Annotated in this window: 20 protein-coding genes; 8 read left to right on the plus strand and 12 right to left on the minus strand. The window is 43.4% G+C overall.

Annotated elements, in window-relative coordinates:
- Nucleotides 1–203: 203 nt before the first annotated feature.
- The 7 genes from PSYCG_RS09790 to PSYCG_RS09825 form a co-directional block, all read right to left on the minus strand.
- Nucleotides 204–2,564, minus strand: coding sequence for a heavy metal translocating P-type ATPase (locus PSYCG_RS09790; protein WP_020444054.1), 2,361 nt, complete (start codon nt 2,562–2,564; stop codon nt 204–206).
- A 334-nt stretch (nt 2,565–2,898) separates the two neighbouring features.
- Nucleotides 2,899–3,123 carry a heavy-metal-associated domain-containing protein gene (locus PSYCG_RS09795; RefSeq protein WP_020444055.1) on the minus strand — a complete coding sequence of 75 codons (225 nt, stop codon included), beginning with the start codon at nt 3,121–3,123 and terminating at the stop codon, nt 2,899–2,901.
- A 135-nt stretch (nt 3,124–3,258) separates the two neighbouring features.
- Nucleotides 3,259–3,513, minus strand: coding sequence for a hypothetical protein (locus PSYCG_RS09800; protein ID WP_011514193.1), 255 nt, complete (start codon nt 3,511–3,513; stop codon nt 3,259–3,261).
- Nucleotides 3,514–3,540: 27 nt separating this feature from the next.
- Nucleotides 3,541–4,416 carry a 3-deoxy-8-phosphooctulonate synthase gene (gene kdsA / locus PSYCG_RS09805; protein ID WP_011514194.1) on the minus strand — a complete coding sequence of 292 codons (876 nt, stop codon included), beginning with the start codon at nt 4,414–4,416 and terminating at the stop codon, nt 3,541–3,543.
- 188 nt (nt 4,417–4,604) lie between these two features.
- Nucleotides 4,605–6,239 (minus strand): CTP synthase, encoded by a 1,635-nt coding sequence (locus PSYCG_RS09810; protein ID WP_020444056.1) that lies wholly within the window; start codon nt 6,237–6,239, stop codon nt 4,605–4,607.
- 193 nt (nt 6,240–6,432) lie between these two features.
- Nucleotides 6,433–7,494 carry a porin gene (locus PSYCG_RS09815; RefSeq protein ID WP_020444057.1) on the minus strand — a complete coding sequence of 354 codons (1,062 nt, stop codon included), beginning with the start codon at nt 7,492–7,494 and terminating at the stop codon, nt 6,433–6,435.
- Nucleotides 7,495–8,043: 549 nt separating this feature from the next.
- A complete protein-coding gene (locus tag PSYCG_RS09825) occupies nt 8,044–10,248 on the minus strand; it encodes a malate synthase G (RefSeq protein ID WP_020444059.1) in 2,205 nt (734 codons plus the stop codon).
- 613 nt (nt 10,249–10,861) lie between these two features.
- On the opposite strand from PSYCG_RS09825, the gene PSYCG_RS09830 reads away from it, so the two are divergent.
- A complete protein-coding gene (locus PSYCG_RS09830) occupies nt 10,862–11,635 on the plus strand; it encodes a tRNA-(ms[2]io[6]A)-hydroxylase (protein WP_020444060.1) in 774 nt (257 codons plus the stop codon).
- 250 nt (nt 11,636–11,885) lie between these two features.
- Here PSYCG_RS09830 and PSYCG_RS09835 read toward each other — a convergent pair whose 3' ends face one another.
- The 5 genes from PSYCG_RS09835 to mtgA form a co-directional block, all read right to left on the minus strand.
- A complete protein-coding gene (locus tag PSYCG_RS09835; RefSeq protein WP_020444061.1) occupies nt 11,886–12,392 on the minus strand; it encodes a hypothetical protein in 507 nt (168 codons plus the stop codon).
- Between the two features lie 126 nt (nt 12,393–12,518).
- On the minus strand, nt 12,519–12,800 hold the full coding sequence (locus PSYCG_RS09840; RefSeq protein ID WP_020444062.1) for a hypothetical protein: 282 nt from the start codon (nt 12,798–12,800) through the stop codon (nt 12,519–12,521).
- 48 nt (nt 12,801–12,848) lie between these two features.
- Nucleotides 12,849–13,022, minus strand: a complete 174-nt coding sequence (locus PSYCG_RS13455) for a hypothetical protein (protein WP_020444063.1) — start codon at nt 13,020–13,022, stop codon at nt 12,849–12,851.
- Between the two features lie 306 nt (nt 13,023–13,328).
- On the minus strand, nt 13,329–15,617 hold the full coding sequence (ppk1, locus tag PSYCG_RS09845; protein WP_227500780.1) for a polyphosphate kinase 1: 2,289 nt from the start codon (nt 15,615–15,617) through the stop codon (nt 13,329–13,331).
- 129 nt (nt 15,618–15,746) lie between these two features.
- Nucleotides 15,747–16,433 (minus strand): monofunctional biosynthetic peptidoglycan transglycosylase, encoded by a 687-nt coding sequence (gene mtgA, locus PSYCG_RS09850; protein WP_011514203.1) that lies wholly within the window; start codon nt 16,431–16,433, stop codon nt 15,747–15,749.
- 227 nt (nt 16,434–16,660) lie between these two features.
- On the opposite strand from mtgA, the gene PSYCG_RS09855 reads away from it, so the two are divergent.
- The 7 genes from PSYCG_RS09855 to PSYCG_RS09885 all read left to right on the plus strand — a co-directional run bounded on the left by PSYCG_RS09855 (nt 16,661) and on the right by PSYCG_RS09885 (nt 25,487).
- Entirely contained in the window at nt 16,661–16,969 is a 309-nt protein-coding gene (locus tag PSYCG_RS09855; RefSeq protein WP_020444065.1) for a glutaredoxin family protein, read from the plus strand.
- A 198-nt stretch (nt 16,970–17,167) separates the two neighbouring features.
- Nucleotides 17,168–18,646, plus strand: a complete 1,479-nt coding sequence (locus PSYCG_RS09860; protein ID WP_011514205.1) for an FAD-linked oxidase C-terminal domain-containing protein — start codon at nt 17,168–17,170, stop codon at nt 18,644–18,646.
- Nucleotides 18,643–19,701: a glycolate oxidase subunit GlcE gene (glcE, locus tag PSYCG_RS09865; protein WP_020444066.1), complete on the plus strand. Its 1,059-nt coding sequence runs from the start codon at nt 18,643–18,645 to the stop codon at nt 19,699–19,701. Before PSYCG_RS09860 ends, glcE begins: the two co-directional genes overlap by 4 nt.
- Before the next feature lie 26 nt (nt 19,702–19,727).
- Nucleotides 19,728–20,939 (plus strand): glycolate oxidase subunit GlcF, encoded by a 1,212-nt coding sequence (gene glcF / locus PSYCG_RS09870; protein WP_020444067.1) that lies wholly within the window; start codon nt 19,728–19,730, stop codon nt 20,937–20,939.
- A gap of 243 nt (nt 20,940–21,182) precedes the next feature.
- Nucleotides 21,183–22,940 carry an L-lactate permease gene (locus PSYCG_RS09875; protein WP_020444068.1) on the plus strand — a complete coding sequence of 586 codons (1,758 nt, stop codon included), beginning with the start codon at nt 21,183–21,185 and terminating at the stop codon, nt 22,938–22,940.
- A gap of 192 nt (nt 22,941–23,132) precedes the next feature.
- Nucleotides 23,133–24,341, plus strand: a complete 1,209-nt coding sequence (locus PSYCG_RS09880) for an alpha-hydroxy acid oxidase (protein ID WP_020444069.1) — start codon at nt 23,133–23,135, stop codon at nt 24,339–24,341.
- A gap of 99 nt (nt 24,342–24,440) precedes the next feature.
- A complete protein-coding gene (locus tag PSYCG_RS09885) occupies nt 24,441–25,487 on the plus strand; it encodes a rhomboid family intramembrane serine protease (RefSeq protein WP_020444070.1) in 1,047 nt (348 codons plus the stop codon).
- The last annotated feature ends 52 nt before the right edge of the window (nt 25,488–25,539 follow it).

The following is a 25,539-nucleotide window of genomic DNA, read 5'->3' on the forward strand; positions in this document are numbered from 1 at the left end:
TAATACAATCGGCTCATTTTAAACGTAATCAAAGGTTTATTTCATCCCTTAACCATTAACTATAGTGCTTGGTATCATAGCATAAATTTTGCCAAACTTCCCTTATCTTAAAGCAACGGACGGTCATAAAATCGCCAATCAATAGTCAAATGAGCCACTATCAATTTATCTCAGTACCTATGATATCAAACGTCATATAACTCTTACGCTTTTGTTAGACGATCTGCTTTAGTGTGGGAGTCTGATACAGTATTATTCAGTTCAACCTTGGTCTTAAAACGGGTTAAGCGTAGGGCATTCATCAGTACTGAGATAGAGCTAAGTGCCATAGCAGCAGCGGCAATCATAGGATTCAAAAATCCAAAAGCAGCGAGCGGAATACCAAGGCAATTATAGATAAAGGCAAAAAACAGATTTTGTTTGATATTACGCAGCGTGGCATTCGCAATTTTTTGCGCTGCGTCGATATGCATCAGCGACTCACCCATCAAGCGCGCAGAGGCACTATGTTGGGCGACATCCGTGCCTTCAAACATGGCAAAGCTGGCATCGGCAGTTGCCATCGCTGGTGCATCATTGACCCCATCTCCTGCCATAGCGACTTTATGACCCGCTGTTTGCAGTAGAGCAATTTGGCTGGCCTTGTCACGTGGACTCATCTTGCCATACGCTTTTTCGATACCAAGCTGTCCGGCAACGTGATCGACGACGGATTGTTTATCACCGCTCATCAAAATAACATTAATACCCGCATCTTGTAGTGCAGTAATCGCCTGCGGCGTATCTGATTTTAAGTCATCCGCTAAAGCAAATGCGCCTAGTGCTTCATCGTTAATACTAATCGCAACAGTACTGGCAATTTGCCATACCTTTGGCATCAATTTAGGCAATACAAGATTGGCAAACTCTGCTGTGCCAACCTTTACCACACCTAAGCTTTCAATATTTGCCTGTATACCTGCGCCTTTGATAACGCTGATATCAGACACATCGAATAAGGATAAACCACGTGCTGTCGCTGCATTGACCAAAGCAGTTGCAAGCGGATGACTGGCATGTACTTCAATACTTGCGGCAATCTGTAGTACATCATCAACCGCTATTGATTTATCGACCATAACTTCATCGACGATGGTCGGTTTGCCAATGGTCAAAGTACCCGTCTTATCAAGTACCACCGTGTCGATATTGCCTGCCGCTTCTAGGCTTTGCGCATCTTTAAACCAAACACCGTGACGCGCAGCCACGCCCATACCTGCCATGATTGCGGCTGGTGTCGCCAAACCAAGCGCACACGGACAAGCAATGACCAATACAGATACCGCGTGCATCAAAGCGGTATCGAGCATACCGGTCAGCCACCACGTCACACCAAAGGTAACCAGTGCAATCACTACCACAACGGGCACAAAGACCGCAGTGACTCTATCAGCAAGGCGTGCCAAATTGGCTTTTGAGCCTTGGGCATCGCTTAATGCTTGTACCATATCACCAAGCTTTGTATCGCTACCCTTGGCATTGACGCGATATAACAAGCTACCGTTTTCAACCAAGGCACCCGCTAATAATCCATCGCCTACTTCTTTCTTAAGCGGTACTGACTCACCGGTTAAATGACTTTCGACACACCAGCCAGCACCATCGATGACCGTCCCATCGGTTGCAACGCGGCTGCCTTGCTTAGCACGCAAGATATCACCCACTTGTACCTCTTTGAGAGCGATATTTTTAAACTCACCATTTGGCTGCTGTTGCTCAACTTCGTCTGGTGTCAGCGATAATAGTAAATCAATACTATTCAGACTGTGCTTTTTAGTGCGCTCTTCAAGATATTTACCGGTGCGCACAAAAGCAATGACCATCACGCCTGCTTCAAAATACACTGCAGGACTGCCACTCGCACCATGACCACCAGTATGCCCACTTTGCAACAGACTATTTAAGCTACCATCACCATGGGTCAGCCACAGATACGTTGAATACGCCCAAATGGTTACCGTACCGATAACGACCAATACGTCCATATTGGCAAGACCGCCTCTAATAGACGCCCAAGCACTTTTATAAAATGGTAAAGCAAATCCAAACTGTACAATGGTCGCTAATATGAATTGCATCCAAATCGGCGGCATCCACTCCATAATCTGACCAAAAAGCATACCTGCCATACCAATTAAAAACGGCACCAAACAGACCCATAGTCCAATCAAACGCCATGGATACTTAGTGCTTGCATCCTCATCTTTTTGAGCAAACAAGCTATCAGCCGCCTGTAAATTGGCGACAAAACCCGTTTTGTTGACCCATTCCGTCACCTGCTCTGCCGTCGTCTGTGTCGGATCATAATCCACATTGGCGGTCTCGCCTGCGAAGTTCACGCTGACCTCATAGACTGATGGCTTTTTATTCAAAACCTTTTCAATCCGTGATGCACAGGCCTGACACGTCATACCCTCTATCGCCAGCTGCAAGTGCGCACGCTGCGGCGTAAGCGGGGTATTAGACTGAACATCAGTCTCCACATCATAAGAATTATGGGTATTGGTACGGGTAGAATCATTCATAAATAAAACTCGTTATGGCGTTTATAAATTTGTATGAGCTATAAAAATCTATCAGTGGAGGAATAAAAATCCAAATCAAACAAGCAGTACATTCTAAAGATTAATATCTTATTGTTTTTCAGAGCATTTAAATAGTAGTCATCTTAGTGTATCAACCTATATATTAAATGGTCATGATTAGCGCCAATTCAACTATTTCAGCCGACCAATTATTTTAGATTAAAAGGACATATTGCAGAAATAAGAGAGCTGAGAACACTACTCCGATAGCCATAGTTTTTAACCATTAAAAAACCAGCCACAATAGCTGGTTTGTTTATAACAAAGCATAAAATTAAGCGTTGGTAACAGTGGCATCAAAGCCTGCGTCATCAATAGCAGCAGCAATCGTCTCTGCACTGGTTTTGCTATCATCAAAGGTGACTGTCGCTTGATTGTCTGCAAGCTCGATACTGATGTCATCTAAACCATCGATATCAGCGGTGGCGTTATGGACACTTGCCACACAGCCACCACAAGTCATGCCGTCAATTTTAATGATACGGGTTTGGTTTGCCATGAGAGGCTCCTTATTTTTATCTGTGAATAAATGGTTTGTATACTTTAATGGTATAAGACTTTATTAAAATAGCCAAGACCAGCATAAGAGCTATTGGCGTTGACCACAAGTCAGTTTGGTTATACTTTTATAAATCTAATCATGATAACGTGGATTTTGCGGGGCATCGATAGGAAATGGTTGAGTGACATAATCGACCATACTAATCGCAGCGGTAAAGGCATGGATACTGGTTTTGGTATCATCATAACGCACTAACGCCATATGACTGTTAGCATCTAACTCAATAGCGGTGACGCCCGTTATATTCTTCAAAGCGGTCATGACGCTATCTAAACCTTCTGAATCATTGATGTTTTCAATGCTTACTTGTGCCACTTTAATTGCCACTGTCTTATCCTCACATTACTTATGATATTAATGAGTATCCAAGGTCTCAAAGCCTTTAACCAAGTCATCAAGCTGTTTAAGCTGGCGTAAGAACGGCTCTAATTGGCTCATACGTAGCGCACACGGACCATCACATTTTGCCACTTCTGGATTTGGATGCGCCTCTAAAAACAATCCTGCAATCCCTGTTGCCATGCCAGCACGTGCCAGCGTGGTGATCTGCTCACGGCGACCACCTGCACTATCACTACGGCCGCCTGGCTGCTGCAAACTATGCGTCACATCAAAGAACACTGGTATCTCCATCTGCTTCATAGTATCAAAACCCAGCATATCAACCACTAGGTTATTATAACCAAAGGCACTACCGCGCTCACACAGTATCAGCTTGTCATTGCCGCCCTCAAGACACTTATTGACGATATGACGCATCTCATGTGGGGCTAAAAACTGCGCTTTTTTAATATTAATAATCGCATCCGTCTTCGCCATCGCATGTACTAAATCCGTCTGACGGGATAAAAACGCAGGCAGCTGGATAATATCAGCTACTTCAGCGACTGGTGCCGCTTGATAAGGTTCGTGGACATCCGTAATAATCGGTACTTGAAATTTTTCTTTGATTTGCCCAAGCCAATCGATACCTTTCTCTAGCCCCGGACCACGATACGAGGTCAGACTTGAGCGATTGGCCTTATCAAAACTGGCTTTAAACACATAGCCGATACCCAAACGCTGACAAATATCGACATACTGTTCAGCGATCTCAAATGCCATCTCTTTAGACTCTAAAACATTCATGCCACCGAATAAGACAAATGGCTGATCATTACCGATACTGATGTTTTTATTATCAGGTGTATTAAGCTGAATATGCGACTGCGCGGTTAGTAGGTTTTCCATCGAGTAGGTATCCTCTTTATTGTTATCTCTTATTGTAACCGATAGGTCAATTAAAAAAAGGCTATAAGCGTAATTAGCCGTAAACCATTAGAAAAATCAGCATGCAAACCACTGCCAAAAAATCAGCCAAAAAAAAGACCAATCCGAAGATCAGTCTTTTTATATCAAAAGCACTTATAACTTAACGATTATTTCGCTTCACTATAATTCTTCGCCGCTTTTACAAAGCTATTGAACAATGGATGACCACCGCGTGGCGAGCTGGTAAATTCTGGATGGAACTGTACCGCAACAAACCATGGATGATCAGCAAGTTCAACTGACTCAACTAGGTGCTGCTTAGCAGAATAACCTGATACCGTCATTCCTGCTTGCTCTAATGGCTCGATATAGCGGTTATTCATCTCATAGCGATGGCGATGACGCTCAGTTATATTGGTAGCACCGTAGATTTGTGCAAGCTTACTACCAGCGACCAGCTCAGCTTGCTGCGCGCCTAAACGCATCGTACCACCAAGGTCTGAATCATCACTACGAATCTGCAATTCGCCGCGCTCATCTAACCACTCTGTAATCAAGCCAATAATAGGCTCAGCTGTTTTACGATCAAATTCAGAAGAGTTGGCATCGATATGTAGCACGTTACGCGCATATTCAATCACTGCAAGCTGCATACCTAAACAGATACCTAAATAAGGTACGTTGTTTTCGCGAGCATAGGTAATGGCTTTGATCTTACCCATCGTACCGCGCTCACCAAAGCCGCCTGGCACCAAGATGGCATCAGCATTATGCAGTTGCGCTAGTAAGCTGTCATCGTCTTCTAAACGTTCAGCATCGATATAATCAATTTTGACGTCGGCTTTATGAGTAATACCGGCATGTAACAATGCTTCATTGATTGATTTATAGGCATCTGGTAATTCAACATATTTACCAACCATGGCTACTGTTACCGTCGACTCAGGATTCAGCTGCGCTTCGACAACCTTATCCCAATCGCTCAAATCTGCTTCTGGTAAATCAAGACCAAAACGCTCACAGATTAAATCATCGAGATCTTGTTCATGTAAGGTACGTGGAATCTGATAAATGCTTTGCGCATCTTCACACATAATGACCGCACGCTCTTCAACGTTGGTAAATAGTGCAATCTTGCGACGATTGTCTTGTGAGATATGATGATCCGAGCGGCAAATCAAGATATCAGGCTGCAAACCGATAGAACGCAGCTCTTTGACTGAATGCTGCGTTGGTTTAGTCTTAGTTTCACCTGCACTGGCAATATAAGGCACCAATGTCAGATGCATAAGCATGGCACGATTGCGACCAAGCTCGACTTGCATTTGACGTACTGCTTCCATAAAAGGTAACGACTCGATGTCACCTACGGTACCGCCAATCTCGATGATAGCGACATCATAGCCTTCGCCACTGGCAAGAATTTTGCTCTTAATCTCATCCGTAATATGCGGAATCACCTGCACCGTACCGCCTAAATATTCTCCACGGCGCTCTTTATTTAAGACATTTTGATAAATGCGACCACTGGTGAAGTTGTTACTTTTGCTCATCTTTGAATGGCGTAAAAAACGCTCATAATAGCCCAAGTCCAAATCTGTCTCGGCGCCATCTTCAGTCACGAATACCTCACCATGCTGAAACGGGCTCATCGTGCCTGGATCAACGTTGATATACGGATCCATTTTGGTCATGGTCACGTTTACGCCACGTGCTTCTAAGACGGCAGCAAGGGAAGCTGCGGTAATACCTTTTCCTAGTGAGGACACTACCCCACCGGTCACAAATATAAACTTGGTCATAGTACTCTTTCGGTAATTGGTAAAGAAGGATTTTACTAAAAATACGTCAAAAAATATAGGGCAAAAGCACAAACTATTTGAAACTCTTCATTTTTAGCACATGTCTATTATAACTCACTACAGCGTTAAAAAAGCCATAACAAAAAAACTCACCCCGAAGGATGAGTTTTTTATTCAGATTCTAATGGTTAGATTAGAATTTGTATTCTAGACCAGTACCAACTACGAATACTTCAGCATCACCACGTACATTAGTATATGAAGTAGCATTTGGTGTAACTTTATATGCATAGTTAACATTATCAGCTTTGTTCATACCAGCATAGGCATGAGCAATGATGTTGTCTTTATACATGTATTTGCCACCAACAACGATTTGATCTGAATCAGCATTATCAAAACCATTTAAATTGTCAGTTTTGTTATACTGAGTATAGATAGACGCTGGGCGAGCAAAGTTAGCTAAAGGCATCTCAGCACTTACAACCAAACCTTTCTCTTTAGAAGTACCAGCGTCGTAATCAGCTACTTGATATAACGCACCCAAAGTTACTGGAGCTGCCATGTACTTGCCTAGATCTACAGTAGCAGTACCACGGATGATATCACCGACGATGTTTTGATCTTTGTCATAAGCAACACCAGCAGTAAAGCCAGTACCTTGATCAAACAACATTGCTACGCCAAAGCCAGCATTGTCATTACCATTTACGTCATCAGAGCTATACATAGCAGATAATTGTAATGGTAGACCGTTATACTTAGGTGCAGTCCAGATGATTGAACTTGCGATACGGTTACTATCAGCCATGTTTAATGCATCAATAACTTCATTCTCATTTTGAGTAGTACCTAAGTTATCAAAGTAACCTTGGTTAACAACAACGTTATCAATACGAGCAAGCGTTGATTGGTTTTTACCAACACGGAACTCACCGAATTGTTTGTTGTTTACACCAAGGAATGTATCACGGTTAGTGAAACCATTTTTATCACCATCAATCTTTGTGCCATACTCTAACTGATAGATAACATCAGTATTAGCAGTCATAGCTTCAGAACCTTTAAAGCCTAAACGTGAAGCATGAGAGTTGATCTCTACTGTATCTTCATCATACATGTTGCCAGCAGGGCCATCAAATTCAGCATTAACATAGTCCATAGCAACGAAAGCTTTACCATAAACAGTTGGTGCTGCATTGGCTGCAGATACAGATAGGGCAGCGATTGCTGTAGCTAAAAGTAGTTTTTTCATGGGGGTATCTCCACTTTACAATTTTAGTAATGAGCGAGCTATTATTAGCCGTTGCCCAAATGGTATCGTCACAAATCCTCAAAGATATAATGTGTAACTGGCTACCGAGATTAGTCAGAAACAAGTGTGGCGAAGTTCTATTACCGTAAGATGAAAAAAACCATGACTTACATAACTGGGATTAAAAAAGTAACTGCCATGTAAACTTTGGTCTTTATCGCTCTGTTGCGTAACATCCGTTACCAAACTCATACTTCAGCTACAAGCATAACAACTTTGACATAATTTGCAACATTTTTTTGAAGCTTTAGTTGGGAAAAACTTTCAAACCCACCCTCTGTATAAGGTTTTACCTTAAAGAAAATTTTGACAAAAAACACCCCTACTCGTTTAAAACGAATAAGGGTGAGAATTACAAAGGAAATCAGAAACGCTAAAAATTTTGGCAATTAGCAGTGTGAAAACTTGACAGTTACTTACCTCTTTTATTGGCAGTCACTTACCTCGCTTAAAGGGTGCTTATTGCTAAATTCAGTCTTGTTTTAACTTTTAGCAGCCAACACTGGCTTTTAGATCTAGACGTGCTTGATGCAATAATGGCTCAGTATAACCACTTGGCTGCTCGCGACCTTTAAACACCAAATCACAAGCGGCTTTGAAAGCATAGGAATTGTCCAAGTCAGTCGCCATTGGTTGATAATCAGCATCACCAGCGTTTTGCTCATCGACGATTTTAGCCATACGTTTCATAGCGTCCATCACTTGCTGCTCGCTGACAACATTATGGTGTAACCAATTAGCAATATGCTGACTTGAGATACGTAATGTCGCACGATCTTCCATCAAGCCGACATCATTGATGTCAGGTACTTTAGAGCAACCAACGCCTTGGTTTACCCAACGTACGACATAGCCTAGTATACCTTGAGCATTATTATCAATCTCTTGCTGTTTTTCTTCTTCAGTCCAATTGGTGTCTTTTGCCAATGGAATGGTTAAGATATCATCTACGCTAGCGCGCGCACGTGATTTTAGGCTGTCTTGAACCTCAGCAACATTGACTTGATGATAGTGCATGCTGTGCAAGGTAGCGCCCGTTGGAGATGGCACCCACGCCGTATTAGCACCTGCCTGTGGATGGGCAATTTTGGTGTCCATCATCTCTTGCATTTCATCAGGTTTTGCCCACATGCCTTTACCAATCTGCGCGTGACCTTGTAAGCCTACTTCAAGACCGATATCGACGTTCCATTGCTCATAAGCAGGCAGCCACGTTTGCGACTTCATATCGCCTTTGCGGACAAATGGACCTGCATTCATACTGGTATGCATCTCATCACCTGTGCGATCTAAGAAGCCGGTATTGATGAAAATAACACGCTCTTTTGCTTGGCGAATGGCTTCTTTTAAGTTGACCGTCATACGGCGTTCTTCATCCATGATACCGATTTTGATGGTATTACGTTCTAAGCCCAGCAGGTCTTCTGAGGCGTTAAACAAGTCATTCGCCATCTTCACTTCATCAGGACCATGCATTTTTGGTTTCACAATATACATTGAACCTTTACGTGAGTTTGATAGCTCGGTTTTACCTTTTAAATCATTCAATGATAATAAAGGCGTAATCAAACCATCCATTAAACCTTCGAAAACTTCTTCTTGACCATTGCCTAAATCTACCAAAATCGATGGATTTTGCATGAGATGTCCGACGTTACGCAGTAATAAAAGCGAGCGACCTGGCAAGGTCAGCGTATCACCCTCTGGCGTAGTATATTCGCGATCAGGATTCTGTTTACGCGTACGGGTCTTGCCGCCTTTCTCAAAGGTTTCTTGCAAATCGCCATTCATCAAGCCAAACCAATTGCGATACGCTTCAACCTTCTCTTCTGCATCAACAGCAGCGATGGAGTCTTCACAATCTTGAATCGCAGTCAGCGCCGACTCTAATAACACGTCTTTGATATGTGCAGGATCATCTTTGCCAATGGGATGATTGCCATCAACTTGAATCTCAGCATGCAAGTTATTGTTCTTTAATAACACAGCGCTAGGACTATCAGCGTCGCCTACGAAACCTGCAAACTGTCCGGCATCTTTTAGTTGCGTGCTGCTATCGCCTTGCGCAATTTCAAGCTTACCATCAACGACTCTAAAACCTGTTACATCGCTATAGGAGCCTGATGCTAAGGCAAAGTTTTCATCTAGGAATTTTTTGGCATAAGCGACGACGGCTGCGCCACGTGTTGGATTGTAGCCACCTTTTGCTTCTTGACCATTTTCATCACTGATAACATTGGTGCCATATAAAGCATCATATAAGCTGCCCCAACGCGCATTATTGGCGTTCAACGCATAGCGAGCATTACGTACTGGCACTACCAGCTGCGGTCCTGCAATGCGGGCAATTTCATCATCAACGTTTTCTGTGCTGACACTGAACGCTTCGCCTTCTGGTAATAGGTAGCCAATTTCTTGTAAAAATGCTTTGTACGCTGGATAATCAATATTGCCATTTTTGGTAGGATGTTGCAGGTGCCATTGGTCAATCTGTCCTTGAATCTTAGCACGCGTTGCAAGCAGTGCTTTATTACGTGGCGTAAACTCTTTGATGACCTTTTCGAAACCTGACCAGTAACCGTCTGAATCAATACCGACTTTCGGCAGCACTTCATTTTCGATAAAATCGAACAGCTGCTGATCAATGGCAAGAATGCCTTTTTGAACACGATTGGCATTAGAAGACTGGCTCATACTGTTATCCTTATCTGTTTGTTAGATTTGTTGATACTGGGCTGCTAAAACATACCTCGTCCATGTACACAGCCATGCAAAAGGGCGCATAAAGCAGGGTTGCAAAGTAATAAATAAGCGACAAGCCAAGTAAATTTACTGCTGCGTTACCTCGGCTGTCATTATTTGAGCGGTGTTTAACGTTGTATTATCTAGATAGGTTTTAAATAAAGATAGGCTATAAACCTTAGATTTTGAGACGCGATTGATAGTTGATATACTACCTGCTATCAGCTGACAAGCAATAGTAAGACAAAATACGTTAAAAGCAAAATATTATCCTACTACCAAATAAGGCAATAAACAAGGAAACCCCATTTAGTAACTAAATGCTTGTGCTGTAGATAAATGATAATCTATATACCATATACGCCAGCAGCGATTATCTTGCTATCCTAGCCTCCTGAGTTACTCACAAGTATAAACTGTAAGTAATCATTACGATATTAATTTATGCGTAATGGTTATCTATCATATCAAAGTAGTCTGAAGAGTTTAAATACATATAGCGCGTATATATCTACTTTTTTTCATTATTTTATTCATCCACTCGTCGATAAAGTCTAAGCCAACCATGACCATAAACCGTGAAATCACATCCATACCTAAAACTACTTCTAATTTGCAATCTGAGTCTTCAACTACAGTAGGGAGTCAATCTGTAATAGATTCTGAAGATAACAGTAGTAATGATAGCGTTGATATCATTTCTATTACCCAACTCAGCACGCCACTAAAGGTAGATTTATCGCCTATTTTCGATTTCTTGGGCGCACGAACCTCACAAGCTTGGGTCAACGCCGCTGTTAATAACTTACCGCTGATTATTCAAGACCATGCCAATTGTGAAAAAAAGGCCGCCGGTACCGCGATGAATCTCATCTTTCGCTATGAGTTCTCTTATGATTTACAGCGTAAATTGGCACAATTGATACGTGAGGAAATGCTGCACTATGAGCAAGTGCTCGGCATTATGAATGAGCGCGGGCAAGCATGGAAATATCTAAGTGCTGGACGCTATGCCAAAGGGATGCTAAAACACAAGCGCACTTATGAACCCGCTGCAATGGTAGATGTGCTGATTATTGGTGCATTTATCGAGGCACGTTCTTGTGAGCGTTTTGCGGCCCTTTCTGAGGTTATCAATGATGAGCGTTTGGCAAAATACTATCGTTATTTATTAAAATCAGAAAGCCGTCATTTTGAGGATTATTTGGCACTAGCGCAGTCATTGTCTGAAGACAATATCGATGATCGTGTGGCATTCTTTAAAGAAGTGGAAGCAGAGTTGATATCAACTCCAGATACTGAGCTGCGTTTTCATAGCGGCGACCCTATTGCTCTCTAATTTATTAAATCTATAGTGAGTTAAATATAAAAGAGTTACGCTCAGAATAGCATTATGCTGGGATAAATTTCTCTCGCTTGCTGTGCGCTTCGCACTCCAGAGGCTTTGAAAAGTTTATCCCAGCAGTACTGTGTTCTTTTTAAATTCAATCGACTATGCTATCAATAAAACAAAAAAGGTGTTGCAAGCGACATATCGTATGTCATTACTTGCAGCACCTTTTTCAAGTTATCTGCATTGACTAAATGTTTTAAAAATCTTTTTCATCCGGATTTAACACACGGGTTTGAGCATTATCAATATTTGCATAGCGATTTAAATCGTTTATGCCTTCGCTTTTAGCCCCTTGATCAATAGTGGTATGTTCATTGATACCATCATCAAAAGCATTGCCCTCTTGATCGCGGCGATCTGGCTGACGGGCAGCATTATCGCCATCATTAACATGTTCTGAGCCTACCACACTCTCTTGGAACGTATCTGTTCCTTTATTAATAGTGGTATGATTTTCAATACTATCATCGGTAGACATCACGTTATGACTATTATGATGAATGTCTTCATGTGTATGGTCACCATGCTGGATATCATCGCTCGCATATCTGGTACCAATGACTGTTTCTTGAAATGTCTCGGTGTTTTTTTCCGTATTATCATGAGCGGCGCTGGTGTCGACCGTGCGCGCAGGCATATTGTCGATATAACCATCATTACTGTTGATAGGCGTTTTGGTTAATGCCGGATCTTTCGTTTCCATTGTAATATCCTTATTTTTAATTTATCTTTCTTGTTATTTCTTTATCATCTGACATCTGACATCTGACATCTGACATCTGACAATGATCATTTATATAAAAGTTGAGATAGTCACGACGATGAAAAACTATTCATTGCCTTTTTGCGATAAATCATAGGCGTTTAGATCGCCAACATTTTTTCCACCTGGAGGCAGATTTTCTTCTTTGCGTGGGTCAGCGTATATCTCATCCGTCTCCTGCGACTCCTGCTGAGGTCCATCAATTTCGGGTTCGTGCTTACGACCTTCATAACTGTCCGATGGATTATCTGGATGCAGCTTCGCTGGATCGTTGACGGATACAGGCTCTTCATTATTTGGGTGCATGTTGTTATTTTGAATATTGTCTGACTGACTATCATGTGACATGGCATTTCCCTCGCTTTATTAGTATGGAGTTCAATAATTTTTTGCTAACTATTTGTCTGTACGTAAATCATCGTTGATAAAAGAAGTTTGCTCTTCTTCTGTTAATGATTCTGGTGCATCAACTGGCTTGCCATTTTCTAAATTTTTCTCAATCTGCTGGTGGCTATCTGATTCCTCAGCGGCTTTTTTGATATCTGAGCTATTATTGTTGGTGTGACTCATGGTGAAATCCTGTTTTCTTATTGAGATAATTTATATAAGGGTGAATTTTTATATCTATCTAATTATCTATATCTACCTAATTATAAGAATAAATTTGATACGCTCACCAGTGTACTGCCGTATAAATATGTGAATAAGTGTGAGCTTACCAGACAGTTTGTAACCAGAAAGTAGAATTGGTAGGCAAAAAAAATCAAGCACAGAGTAATCCCTATGCTTGGCTGTTATATTTGTTGAAAAAAGTGGATAACATTAAAAACACTAAATGAGATTAATCGACTTAATAACCGCTAATAAACAAGACAGTTATACCGGCTCGCCAACACGATTAATCACTTTTAATAAATGCTCTTGAGCAATGTGAAGCGCTTCATCCGCCGCTGGCTTGGTTCGTTGCCAGTTACCGTCACCGCTGAGTGTCCACGCTTGCTTATTGTCTTGGAGGTAACTCAACAGTCCATCTTGATAAATTTGCTTAGACAATTTTTTATCTTCAATCGGAAACGCTACCTCTACACGGTGGAACAAATTACGATCCATCCAATCGGCGCTGCCACAGTACAAGCGCTCATTACCATCATTATAGAAGTAATAGATGCGAGTATGCTCCAAAAAACGACCGATAACAGAACGTACGGTGATATTCTCAGACAGACCCTTCACTTGCGGACGCAGACAGCAAATTGAGCGCAAAATCAGTTCAATTTTGACCCCTGCTTGTGACGCATCATATAGTTTATCAATCAAACGACGTTCGGTTAAGGCGTTTACTTTAACAATAATATGAGCGCGCTTGCCCGCCTTGGCATGAGTAATCTCATCATCGATAAAGCTCATCAATTTATCATGCAAGGTAAATGGTGCATGCAATAGCTTTTTGAGATTAGCAGGTTTACCCATGCCGGTCAGCTCTTGGAATATCTTGTGGACGTCTTCTGAGATATCAGGATCCGCACTGAATAATCCATAATCGGTATAGACTTTAGCATTTGCTGCGTGATAATTACCCGTGCCTAAATGCACATAACGGCGCATTTTCCCCTCTTCGCGGCGCACGATGAGCATGAGTTTAGCGTGGGTTTTGTAGCCAACAATACCGTAGACCACTACTGCCCCTGCCTCTTGCAGATAGTTGGCAACAGCAATATTAGACGCCTCATCAAAACGGGCGCGTAACTCAATGACTGCTGTCACTTCTTTACCATTACGTGCGGCTGCGGCTAGCGCTTTGACAATTTCTGAATTGGTGCCTGAACGATAAAGCGTTTGCTTAATCGCTAATACTTTTGGATCACTGGCAGCTTGCCAAAGTAAATTAATAATCGGCGAAAACGCATGGAACGGATGATGCGCCAATACATCGCCTTTACGCATGGCAGCAAACATACTGGTTGCTTTATCAAGCTTGTCGACTTCGCGGCGAAACGGTTTTGGTATCACATGCGTAAAGGGCTGATAACGCAAGGCTGGGATATTAAAATCAAACAGCAAACGCGTTAAGTTGACAGGTCCATTGACGCGGTATAATTGGTTGTCATGCAACTCAAACTCATTAAGCAAATAATCACTAATTGGCGTTGGGCATTCAGTAGTGACTTCAAGGCGCACTTTATCACCAAATCGGCGGTTTTCAAGCTCACCTTCTAAGGCTTTGGCAATGTCATCAACATCATCTGCCAAGTCCAAATCGGCATTACGCGTCAGCCTAAATTGATGACAGCCGGTGACATTCATACCAGGGAATAGCTCACCGATATGCTCATGGATAATCGCTGATAGCATCACATGGTGCTCTTTGCCACCAGTCAATTCATCAGGCAGACGAATCACGCGCGGCAAGCTACGCGGCGCGGGTACGATTGCCAGATTGATATCGCGACCAAAGGCGTCTTTGCCCTCTAACGTCGCAATAAAGTTCAAGCTTTTATTCACCAAGCGCGGGAATGGATGCGCAGGATCAATACTAATAGGTGTCAATACCGGCGAGACTTGCTCAGTAAAATAGCGCTTCATCCATGCGGATTGCTCAGCATTCAACTCATCGCGCTTTAAATAACGAATATCCTCAAGCGCCAGTGCTGGCAAGATATCTTCATTTAAAATACGGTATTGCTCAGCGATGGCATCATGAGTCACTGCTGATATTTCATTAAGAATTTCACTGGGACGCATACCATGTACACTGGTCGACACATCACCCAGATTGAGCTTTTGCATAATACCAGCAACGCGAATTTCAAAAAACTCATCGATATTGGATGAAAAAATCATTAAAAAGAATAAACGCTCAAGCAAAGGATGGTGGGGATCTGCCGCTTGTGCTAAGACCCGCAGATGAAACTGTAGTAAAGACAAGTCACGATTGATATAGCTGCTGGGTGAATAATTACCATCTTCCGAGCGTTGCCAATCAATCTCGGTTAAAACTTGGTTGCCATACGGATTAATAAGGCTTTCATCGGTAAGAGGATTGCTGGTATTAATGGCACCGTCTACTTTATCTGTGTCACTCTCTCTATTGACATCATTATTCGCATCAATATATGTCTCAATAACATCAGCGGTCTTATCACTATTACTGTGCTTATTATCCATCTCTACCACGCTCCACTCCTATGACTGTTATCAAACTGCTATCATTTTTATATCAATCTTATCCTATCAGCATTTTTATACTATACTTTTTAATTATTATTCTATTGTTACCGTTAATTCTAGCTACATTTAGGCAGACTGTGGCAATACAGCATTTTTCATACGCTTTTTTATGATACGTTGTTTATTACGCAGGCGTTTATCGCTTTGATGACTTTCATAGTATTTTGGATTGGTTAGCATGGCAATCAATAAGGCTGACTGATCACGATTGAGATTAGCAGCTGACTTATCAAAATAATACTGCGCTGCCGCTTCAACACCATAAATACCATTGCCAAACTCTGCTACATTCAAATACGCGGTCAAAATTCGCTGCTTATCCCATAATGTCTCAATCATTATGGTGAGAACAGCCTCTTCAGCTTTACGCGTATAAGAGCGATGCGAAGTCAAAAACAGATTTTTAGCCAATTGCTGAGTGATGGTTGAGCCGCCTGCAGACATCTTGCCAGTCGCTTCATTCTTTTTCTGTGCCGCCTTAATGCCTTTCATGTCAAAGCCGTTATGCTGGCTAAACGTCGAATCTTCACTGACAATCGCCGCTTGCTTCGCAGATTTGGCAATCGCGTCATATTCAACCCAAGTTTGGCTAACATCACCGCCCATAATGCGATGGGTGAGCATAAACATGCTGTTATTAATCGGCTGCGTTTTCCAAATTAACAGCAGCCCTGCAACCAACACATGGAATGCGACGACCAACACCATCAATGCCAATAAGAGTCGTTTGATAAATTTGCCAAAACTTGTCATGCGTGTTGTCCAAGTGATTGAAAAGATAGTTAGAGGAAGTAAGGAGCGCTTAGCCTAGCAATATAGGTCAGCAATTATAAATAGCAGCTCATCTTACCTAATCTCACAATCGCTGTCATTATTTACCCCACTTCTTTATCATGTCACATGAGTACACGTAAAAAATCAGCAAAAATGAACGTTGGATTTGTAAGCTTTGCCTTTAGGATTAATATAAGAGAGTAGCTATGTACGAGAATAATAATATAAGCACATTGCGTGCTCATATGATTGAAGAAAAACCTGAGCTTGGTTCTCCTGAAAATATAACCAAATGGTGGCTACTCGGCACCTCAGGTTGTCATTTATGTGATATTGCTGAACAGCTGATAACACAGCTACAAGTGGTGCAACGCGTTACTTACGAGTCTGTCGATATTGCCGATTTCTCTGAACCGCTTATGATGGCCTTTGCGACGACTATTCCCGTCATCTTGACACCGACAAAACGCTTAGATTATCCATTTTCAATACTGGATTTACAGCGTTTATTGTGACCCTGACAGCCCCTGCTCGCTTATTCAATACAGCCGCAAACAAGCTTAATTCTTACTAATTCAAAACATTACATATCATTTTATTCAGTTTTAACTAATATATTGATAGCTAATCTTTCCCTTTTTATTATAAGCTTAAGGTCATCTGTATAATAATGCAGTGAGTGTCGACAATTTAGTGAGCAAAGGAATGCCACCATGAATCAGAGCCAAAGACCTGATAAAGCTGCTTTAGTAGAGCTATTTCGCGATTTTATTGAGCCTCAGTACGTGATCAATGATGAGGAGACTCAAAAGCCTTTTGAGTGTGATGGCTTATCGGTATATTGCGATATGCCCCTCATCACGGTGCTCCCAAAAACCGTTGAGCAAGTTTGTGAGGTAATGCGAATCTGTTATCGCTATCAAATCCCTGTGGTCGCACGCGGTGCCGGTACGGGTTTGTGTGCAGGTGCAATGCCCAACCCTGATGGCGTCTTATTGGTGTTGTCACGATTTAAACATATCCTTGATATTGATCCACTTGCCCGTAGCGCACGTTTGCAGCCAGGTGTCCGTAACCTTGCTATTAGTGAGGCGGCTAGACAATATGGCTTGTATTATGGCCCAGACCCCTCCTCACAGATTGCCTGCTCCATCGGTGGCAACGTCGCCGAAAACTCAGGCGGCGTCCATTGTCTCAAATATGGTCTGACCACTCACAATTTATTAAAAGTTGAGATGGTCACAGTCGAGGGGGATCTCATTACTATTGGTAGTGAAGGTCTTGATAGCAACGGCTTTGATTTGATGGCTTTGATTACTGGCTCTGAGGGTCTACTTGGGGTGATTACTGAAGTGACGGTCAAGCTGCTACCTAGCCCTGAAAAGGCTCAGGTCATTATGGCCGCTTTTGATAATGTTCAGACCGCAGGGGACGCGGTCGGCGGCGTGATTGCCAAAGGTATTATTCCAGCCGGACTTGAGATGATGGATAGCCCTGCCATCATAGCCGCCGAAGCGTTTGCTCATGCAGGCTATCCAATTGACGCCCAAGCTTTGCTGCTGTGTGAGTTAGATGGCAGCGAGGCGGAAGTTCAAGAACAGATTGCAGAGGTTGAGCAGCTGTTTATCGAGCTTGGCGCAACCACAACACGTGTCTCACAAAGTGAGGCGGAGCGCGCCTTATTGTGGAAAGGTCGAAAATCTGCATTCCCCGCTGTCGGACGAATATCCCCTGACTACTACTGCATGGATGGCACGATTCCGCGTAGCCAACTTGCCCATGTCCTAACCGAAATGCAAAAACTCTCAGATGAATACGGTCTGCGCGTCGCCAACGTGTTTCATGCTGGGGACGGCAATTTGCACCCGCTTATCTTATTTGATGCCAATGTCCCAGGAGAGCTTGAGCGCACTGAAGAGTTCGGCAGCCGTATTTTAGAGCTTTGCGTCAAGGTGGGCGGCTGCATAACTGGTGAGCATGGGGTTGGCGTTGAAAAAATCCGCCAAATGACGATTCAGTTTAACGATCAAGAGCTGACACAATTTCATGCAATCAAGCACGCCTTTGACCCAATCGGTACGCTAAATCCAGGTAAGGGCATTCCAGTGCTCAAGCGCTGTCAAGAGTACCGTACCCTTGACAGAACGCAACACAACCATGACTCTCAACCACAGCAAGGAGATCTGGCATGACAGACATGAGTCAAGAGCTGATTGCGCGAGTAATGCAAGCCAGCCATGACGGCACAGCCCTACAAATCATGGGCGGGGGCAGTAAGCAGTTTATGGGACGTGAGCCAATAGGCGACCCCATCAGTCTTAGCGAGCACAAAGGCATCATCAGTTATGAGCCGATCGAATTGGTGCTGACTGCTCGTGCTGGAACCTCAATTACTGAGATTAATAGCGCATTAGCCGAACACAATCAGTGCTTAGCATTTGAGCCACCGACATTTGACGGACAAGCAACCTTGGGCGGTACATTGGCTTGCCACTTATCAGGCCCAGCAAGACCTTGGAGCGGTTCAATAAGAGACCATGTCTTAGGCATTCGCCTGATTAATGGCCATGCAGAAGAACTGCGCTTCGGCGGTCAGGTGATGAAAAACGTCGCCGGTTATGATGTATCACGGATGCAAGCAGGCGCGATGGGCACTTTGGGTATCATCACTGAAGTCAGTCTAAAAGTCATGCCTAAGCCTGCCGCCACTGTGACTATTAAGCAGGAAATGGACGCTGCAAAGGCTATTGAGACCATGAACCGTCTCTCAGGAAAATCCAAACCCTTGACAGGGGCGTGTTGGTTTGACAATCATTTGTATTTGCGCTTGGCAGGCGCGCGAAGTGCTGTAGACAGTACTGTCAACCAGTGGCAAGGCGCGATATTAGAGGATACAGATACGTTTTGGTCAATGCTTCGTGAGCAGCAATTGGATTATTTCTTAGACGCGTCCTCATTGTGGCGGTTTTCTGTAAAAAGTAGCGCGGCGCATATGCTACCAGAGGAAGATTGGCTGATTGATTGGGGAGGATCACAGCGCTGGCTTCGTGGCGACTTTACCGCGGAAAAATTAGAAGCGCTTGCTGAGGCCGCAGGTGGTCAGGTCAGCCTTTATCGCGGTGGCGACAGGAATCAGGAGGTCTTTCATACTCAGCCTGAGGCGCTCCAAAAGCTCCACCAACGCCTCAAACACGCCTTTGATCCGAATGGTGTTTTCAATCCCAATCGTTTATATAGCTGGATGTAAATTAGCTCGATGACAAGGAAGTCGTAATGCGAACTCAAATCAATATAAAATATCTGGATCACCCAGATATTCAAGAAGCCGATGATATTTTGCGCACTTGCGTTCACTGTGGATTTTGTAATGCTACGTGTCCCACGTATCAAGAGCTTGGCGATGAGCGTGACGGTCCTCGCGGTCGTATTTATTTACTAAAACAAATGCTTGAAACTGGTGATGTTAGCGAAAAATCCCAACTTCATTTAGACCGCTGTTTGACTTGTCGTAGCTGCGAAACCACTTGCCCCTCCGGGGTAAAATATGGCCGCTTGGCTGAGATCGGCCGCGATATTATGGAAGAACAGCTGTCGCGACCTGCTGATCAAAGACTTAAACGCTGGCTTATCAGAAAGGTGTTGCCCTATCCGCACCGATTTGGGTTTCTCTTAAGACTTGGACAACTGTTTCGCTCCTTTTTGCCTCGCGACTTAAAAGCCCAAGTCCCTGTTAAGCAAATCACCCGCCCGCGACCCTCACAGCAACAGTCGCGTCAAATGCTGGTGCTAGAGGGCTGCGCCCAACCTTCTGCCACCCCCAATACCAACAATGCCGCCGCCCGAGTACTTGATAGGCTAGGCATCAGCTTGATTGCTGCACCAGATGCCGGATGTTGCGGCGCTGTGAGCTATCACATACCTGCTCATGAAGAAGGGCTTGCGTTCATGCGGCGCAATATCGATGCGTGGTGGCCATATATTGAGGCTGGGGCTGAAGCCATTGTTATCAGCGCTTCAGGCTGCGGCTCGATGGTCAAGGAGTACGGTGAAAAACTCAAACATGACGACGCTTATGCAGCTAAAGCCAAGCGTATCAGTGCACTGACCCGAGACCTGAGTGAGATTTTGATCAAAGAGGACCTAGAGAAGTTGGTAGTAAAACAGACGAATCGCAAGACCGCTGTCCACTGCCCATGCTCGCTACAGCACGCTCAGCAGTTAGGCGGTCATGTTGAGCAGATATTGCAACGCGCTGGGATTGAGCTCTCTAAAACCCAAAACGGACATTTATGCTGCGGCTCTGCTGGTACTTACTCGCTCCTTCAGCCTACGCTTAGCCAGCAACTACTCACCAATAAAATCAACGATCTTACCATCGATAACCCAGATCAGATTGTGACAGCCAATATCGGATGCCAATTGCATTTAGGCAGCCATGCGTCCGTCCCAGTCAAGCATTGGATCGAATTGTTAGACCCACAATAAAACCAACTATAATGAGTTAAGCGGATTGTAAAGGACAATCATAATCAGCTCTTAACTACCTTAATAAAGAATACAAGGTCTCAGCTAATTTTTGAAATAAGTTCTCTACTGCCATTTGAATGACGCCCGCAGCACCAAAAAACTACGGGCTTCTTTTGGCTTAATACTGATAAAGAAAAAAGAAATATCCTTCAATGATATTTCAAAGATGACTTCAACTACATATACCAAGGACGGTTTATTATGTACACTTTTTTGGCCTTAGCGCCTATTCTGGTAGTACTCGTTTTGCTTGTAATGTTGCGGCTCCCTGCCAAGATTTCTATGGGCGTTGCCTATTTAGTAACCGCGCTATTAGCGTTGTTCGTTTGGCAAGCCAGTGGTGCTCAAGTCGCAGCCGCGACTGTAAACGGCATCATCGTCGCACTCACGCTTTTATTTATTGTATTTGCGGCTATTTTATTGCTGAATACTTTGAAGGAAGGGGGCGCTATTGTCGCTATTCGTAAAGGCTTTATGGATATCTCGCCCGATAGACGCGTTCAAGTTATCATTGTGGCGTGGTTATTCGGCTCGCTGATAGAAGGCTCATCAGGATTTGGTACGCCATCTGCTATCGGTGCACCGTTGTTGTTAGCTTTAGGTTTCCCAGCGATGGCATCAGTTATGGCTATGTTAATTATTCAGTCGACGCCCGTATCATTTGGTGCCGTTGGTACGCCAGTATTACTTGGCGTTTGGACTGGTATCAATGATAAGCCAGATATAACGCAAGCGATTGCGCCACTCTCAACTGAAAACTATCTATTACAAATCGCGGGTAACATCGGTCTGATACATGCGCTGGTGGGTTTTCTAATTCCGTTACTTTTGAGTGGATTTTTGACTCGGTTCTTTGGTAAAAATCGCTCCTTCGTTGAAGGGCTCAAAGTATGGCCTTTTGCAATTTTTGCTGGTCTCTGCTTTACCGTTCCTTATTATTTAGTGGCTAGATACCTAGGTCCTGAGTTCCCATCATTGGTCGGCGGTTTTATCGGTCTTATGATTGTGCTTCCTGCAGCAAAGCGCGGCTTCTTGATGCCTAAAGAGATTTTTGATTTTGCGCCACGCGCTAAATGGGATAAAGACTGGCTAGGCTCGTTACCTGAAGAAAAGTTTGATGATGCCATTGCACCAAGATTTTCTTTGGTTCGGGCATTTTCTCCTTATCTCATCGTTATTGGTCTACTAATCATCACTCGAGTCATTGCACCACTGAAGGCATTTTTGACTGGAGATTTGACCACTATACAATTTACCAATCTTTTTGGTACAACTATTTCTAGTAAAATCCAACTTGCCTATTCTCCAGGTATTATTCTAATTATTGTTGCCTTAATCTCTATCTTGTTGTTCAGAATGAACGGACAAGCCGTCAAACGTAGTTGGAGTAGTTCTGCAAAAACCATGGTAGCCGCTGCACCAGCCTTGCTGTTTTCGGTACCGATGGTACAAGTATTCATCAATTCCGGGTCAGCTGCTGAAGTCGCAAATTCGCTACCCGCTATGCCCATCTTACTGGCTGAGAGTGCCGCTGGTGCATTTCAAAATGCATGGCCACTCGTGTCTCCGTGGATTGGCGCGCTGGGTGCGTTCATTGCAGGCTCAAATACCGTCAGTAATATGATGTTCGCTTACTTTCAGTGGTCAACCGCCAGTCAAATTGGCTTAGATGTCAATCTTGCTGCACAAGTAGTAGCACTGCAAGCGGTCGGTGGCGCAGCGGGTAATATGATTGCGGTACATAACGTCGTTGCTGCTTGCGCGGTGGTTGGTCTGATGGATAAAGAAGGCTATGTTATTCGCAAAACCTTAGTCGCAATGACATACTATGTGATTCAGGCAGGATTGATCGGTATGGGTATTATTTTCGGTCAAATGTGGTGGTGGATATTGGCTGTCATTTGGCCAATCGCATTTTTTGGCATCATGGCAATGACGAGTAAAAAAACCGTTGCTTAACATGAGTTAGCTGTACTAGCAAATCTGTGAATCCGCACTCAGTACTTGAACTGACGCTATTATACTAACTATGATAGCGTCAGTTTTATGTCATGGTTAAGATAATATTTTCTAATAATTAACGACAAAAAATGAATGACCGCAGCATCATAATGAATAAACGGTTACCAAATAAGCAACAAGGAAGACCTTATGAAAAATTTGAGCAAAATTACTGAAATTGAAGACTTACGACGGGTCGCTGAGCGTAAAGTACCTCGCATGTTTTATGATTATGTTGACTCAGGATCATGGACTGAGACCACCTATCGCAATAATGAAACTGACTTTGACCGTATCAAACTGCGTCAGCGAGTATTGGTTAATATGGAAGGACGCTCGCTTGCCACCGAAATGTTGGGCACGCCCGTAAAAATGCCGGTTGCGATTGCGCCAACAGGCTTTACTGGCATGATGTGGGCAGATGGAGAAATCCTCGCGGCACAGGCAGCAGAAAAGTTTGGCGTACCGTTTTCACTATCGACCATGAGTATTTGCTCTATAGAAGATGTAGCAGAAAATACCAGCCAGCCGTTTTGGTTTCAGCTGTATATGATGCGTGATATGGACTTTATCGCCAATTTGATTCGCCGCGCCAAAGAAGCCAATTGCTCAGCCCTCATCCTGACCGCCGACTTACAAGTACTCGGTCAACGTCATAAAGACATCAAAAATGGTCTATCTGCGCCGCCAAAACCGACGCTTGCCAATATCTTAAATCTGATGACCAAGCCAGAATGGTGCATGAATATGCTGAGTACCAAGCGTCGCACCTTTGGTAATATCGTCGGTCACGCTAAAAACGTCGAGGATATCTCATCGCTATCAGCATGGACAGCTGAGCAGTTCGATCCGGCACTGAGCTGGGATGATGTCGCTCGTATTAAAGACATGTGGGGTGGCAAGCTGATTATCAAAGGCATCATGGAGCCAGAAGATGCCATCATGGCAGCTCGTAGCGGTGCCGATGCGCTAGTGGTCTCCAATCATGGTGGACGCCAATTGGATGGTGCGCCCTCTTCCATTTCATCTCTAGCCGATATTGTACAAGCCGTGCGTGCTGAAGACAGTCAGATTGAAGTTTGGCTCGATAGCGGTATTCGTTCTGGGCAAGATGTACTCAAAGCGATGGCATTAGGAGCCAATGGCACGATGATTGGTCGCGCTTTTCTTTATGGTCTTGGCGCGTATGGCGAAGATGGTGTCCGCCGAGCGCTTGAACTGATTTATAACGAATGTGATATCAGCATGGCGTTTTGCGGTCATACCGATATCAATGAAGTGCGCGATGATATCTTAGTCAAAGGTACCTACGAGCATCTCAAAACTGCCTTGCCATACGTAGCGCCAATGCGCTGGTAAGTGTATACGATATAGCTACTTAGACTTGTTGGTCGCTTTCTTTATACTATCTATACCCTTTATACTGTACTGATAATTTTTTATTGATAATTAGATGTTATGACCATTCAACAATTATTAAAGACAGCGCCTGTTACCACCTTGTTATTAGTCAGCTTTATCGGGCTATTTATCATGCAGGTATTAACGGGTGTCGATGCCAATAATCCTTCAACTGAAGCGCTGATAAAATGGGGTGCCAATGCTCTGCCTTTTACTATGGATAATGAGCCATGGCGCTTGGTGAGCAGTGCGTTTTTGCATATTGGGCTGATGCATTTATTGTTTAATGGTTTTGCCATGTATTTTTTTGGTCAAATCGCCGAGCCGATGTTTGGCTCCGTGAAGTTTTTGGCGCTATTTTTACTGGCAGCAATCGGTGGCAACTTGCTAAATAATTACGTCACATGGCAAGGTATTGTGGACGGAACAGGACAAGCTGGATTATCTGCGGGCGCATCGGGCGGTATCATGGGTATTGGCGCAGCGTTATTAATCGCTGCGCTGTTTAAGATATCAGTCAATGGTATGGTGCTGAATCTTAAAAGCCTGATATTTATTATGGGCATCAACTTAGTCTATGGTTTTGCGGTGCCAGGTATCGACAATGCTGGTCACATTGGCGGTGCGATTACCGGTCTTATCATTGCACTGCCTTTTGCGATTGCCTATCGTCAACGTATGGCAGCTGTCATACAGAATATTGCCACTTACGAGAATGATTATTTACCCCATTATCAAAGTGAGCAACAAAACGAATATCATACCACTTATATTAATACGCCAGTGAATAGCGGCACTGACTTTGATAATAATGCACACTTAAATAATACTCATTTAAATAACGCCAGTTTGCATAATGAGAGTCATGTAGATAATAATAGTGGTGTAAACTCAAACGTAACTGTTAACCCTACCAATCCTATTCGCCCTACTCTTAACGAAATCCCGAATGAAAAAAGCGAAGCCATTAAACCTGCGCTTATTTGGCAATTGCTGCCATGGATTGTAATGTTATTTATTAGCATTGGCTTTATGTGGTGGTGGCAAGATATCCATCAGCAATTAATAGAAGTGCTCAATGCCATTGAGCAAAGCACTGTTTAGCCTATATCTCTTTTATTTTTACCTGATTCTATAGTCAGTTCAAAATAAAAGC

The sequence above is a fragment of the Psychrobacter sp. G genome (assembly GCF_000418305.1).
Classification (GTDB): Bacteria; Pseudomonadota; Gammaproteobacteria; order Pseudomonadales; family Moraxellaceae; genus Psychrobacter; species Psychrobacter cryohalolentis.

Bases quoted from the DNA above. Each gene is read 5' to 3' on its own strand.
- PSYCG_RS09790 (WP_020444054.1), bottom strand. From the start codon at position 2,564: ATGAATGATTCTACCCGTACCAATACCCATAATTCTTATGATGTGGAG.
- PSYCG_RS09795 (WP_020444055.1), bottom strand. From the start codon at position 3,123: ATGGCAAACCAAACCCGTATCATTAAAATTGACGGCATGACTTGTGGT.
- kdsA (WP_011514194.1), bottom strand. From the start codon at position 4,416: ATGGAAAACCTACTAACCGCGCAGTCGCATATTCAGCTTAATACACCT.
- PSYCG_RS09810 (WP_020444056.1), bottom strand. From the start codon at position 6,239: ATGACCAAGTTTATATTTGTGACCGGTGGGGTAGTGTCCTCACTAGGA.
- PSYCG_RS09815 (WP_020444057.1), bottom strand. From the start codon at position 7,494: ATGAAAAAACTACTTTTAGCTACAGCAATCGCTGCCCTATCTGTATCT.
- PSYCG_RS09825 (WP_020444059.1), bottom strand. From the start codon at position 10,248: ATGAGCCAGTCTTCTAATGCCAATCGTGTTCAAAAAGGCATTCTTGCC.
- PSYCG_RS09830 (WP_020444060.1), top strand. From the start codon at position 10,862: ATGACCATAAACCGTGAAATCACATCCATACCTAAAACTACTTCTAAT.
- PSYCG_RS09835 (WP_020444061.1), bottom strand. From the start codon at position 12,392: ATGGAAACGAAAGATCCGGCATTAACCAAAACGCCTATCAACAGTAAT.
- PSYCG_RS09840 (WP_020444062.1), bottom strand. From the start codon at position 12,800: ATGTCACATGATAGTCAGTCAGACAATATTCAAAATAACAACATGCAC.
- PSYCG_RS13455 (WP_020444063.1), bottom strand. From the start codon at position 13,022: ATGAGTCACACCAACAATAATAGCTCAGATATCAAAAAAGCCGCTGAG.
- ppk1 (WP_227500780.1), bottom strand. From the start codon at position 15,617: ATGGATAATAAGCACAGTAATAGTGATAAGACCGCTGATGTTATTGAG.
- mtgA (WP_011514203.1), bottom strand. From the start codon at position 16,433: ATGACAAGTTTTGGCAAATTTATCAAACGACTCTTATTGGCATTGATG.
- PSYCG_RS09855 (WP_020444065.1), top strand. From the start codon at position 16,661: ATGTACGAGAATAATAATATAAGCACATTGCGTGCTCATATGATTGAA.
- PSYCG_RS09860 (WP_011514205.1), top strand. From the start codon at position 17,168: ATGAATCAGAGCCAAAGACCTGATAAAGCTGCTTTAGTAGAGCTATTT.
- glcE (WP_020444066.1), top strand. From the start codon at position 18,643: ATGACAGACATGAGTCAAGAGCTGATTGCGCGAGTAATGCAAGCCAGC.
- glcF (WP_020444067.1), top strand. From the start codon at position 19,728: ATGCGAACTCAAATCAATATAAAATATCTGGATCACCCAGATATTCAA.
- PSYCG_RS09875 (WP_020444068.1), top strand. From the start codon at position 21,183: ATGTACACTTTTTTGGCCTTAGCGCCTATTCTGGTAGTACTCGTTTTG.
- PSYCG_RS09880 (WP_020444069.1), top strand. From the start codon at position 23,133: ATGAAAAATTTGAGCAAAATTACTGAAATTGAAGACTTACGACGGGTC.
- PSYCG_RS09885 (WP_020444070.1), top strand. From the start codon at position 24,441: ATGACCATTCAACAATTATTAAAGACAGCGCCTGTTACCACCTTGTTA.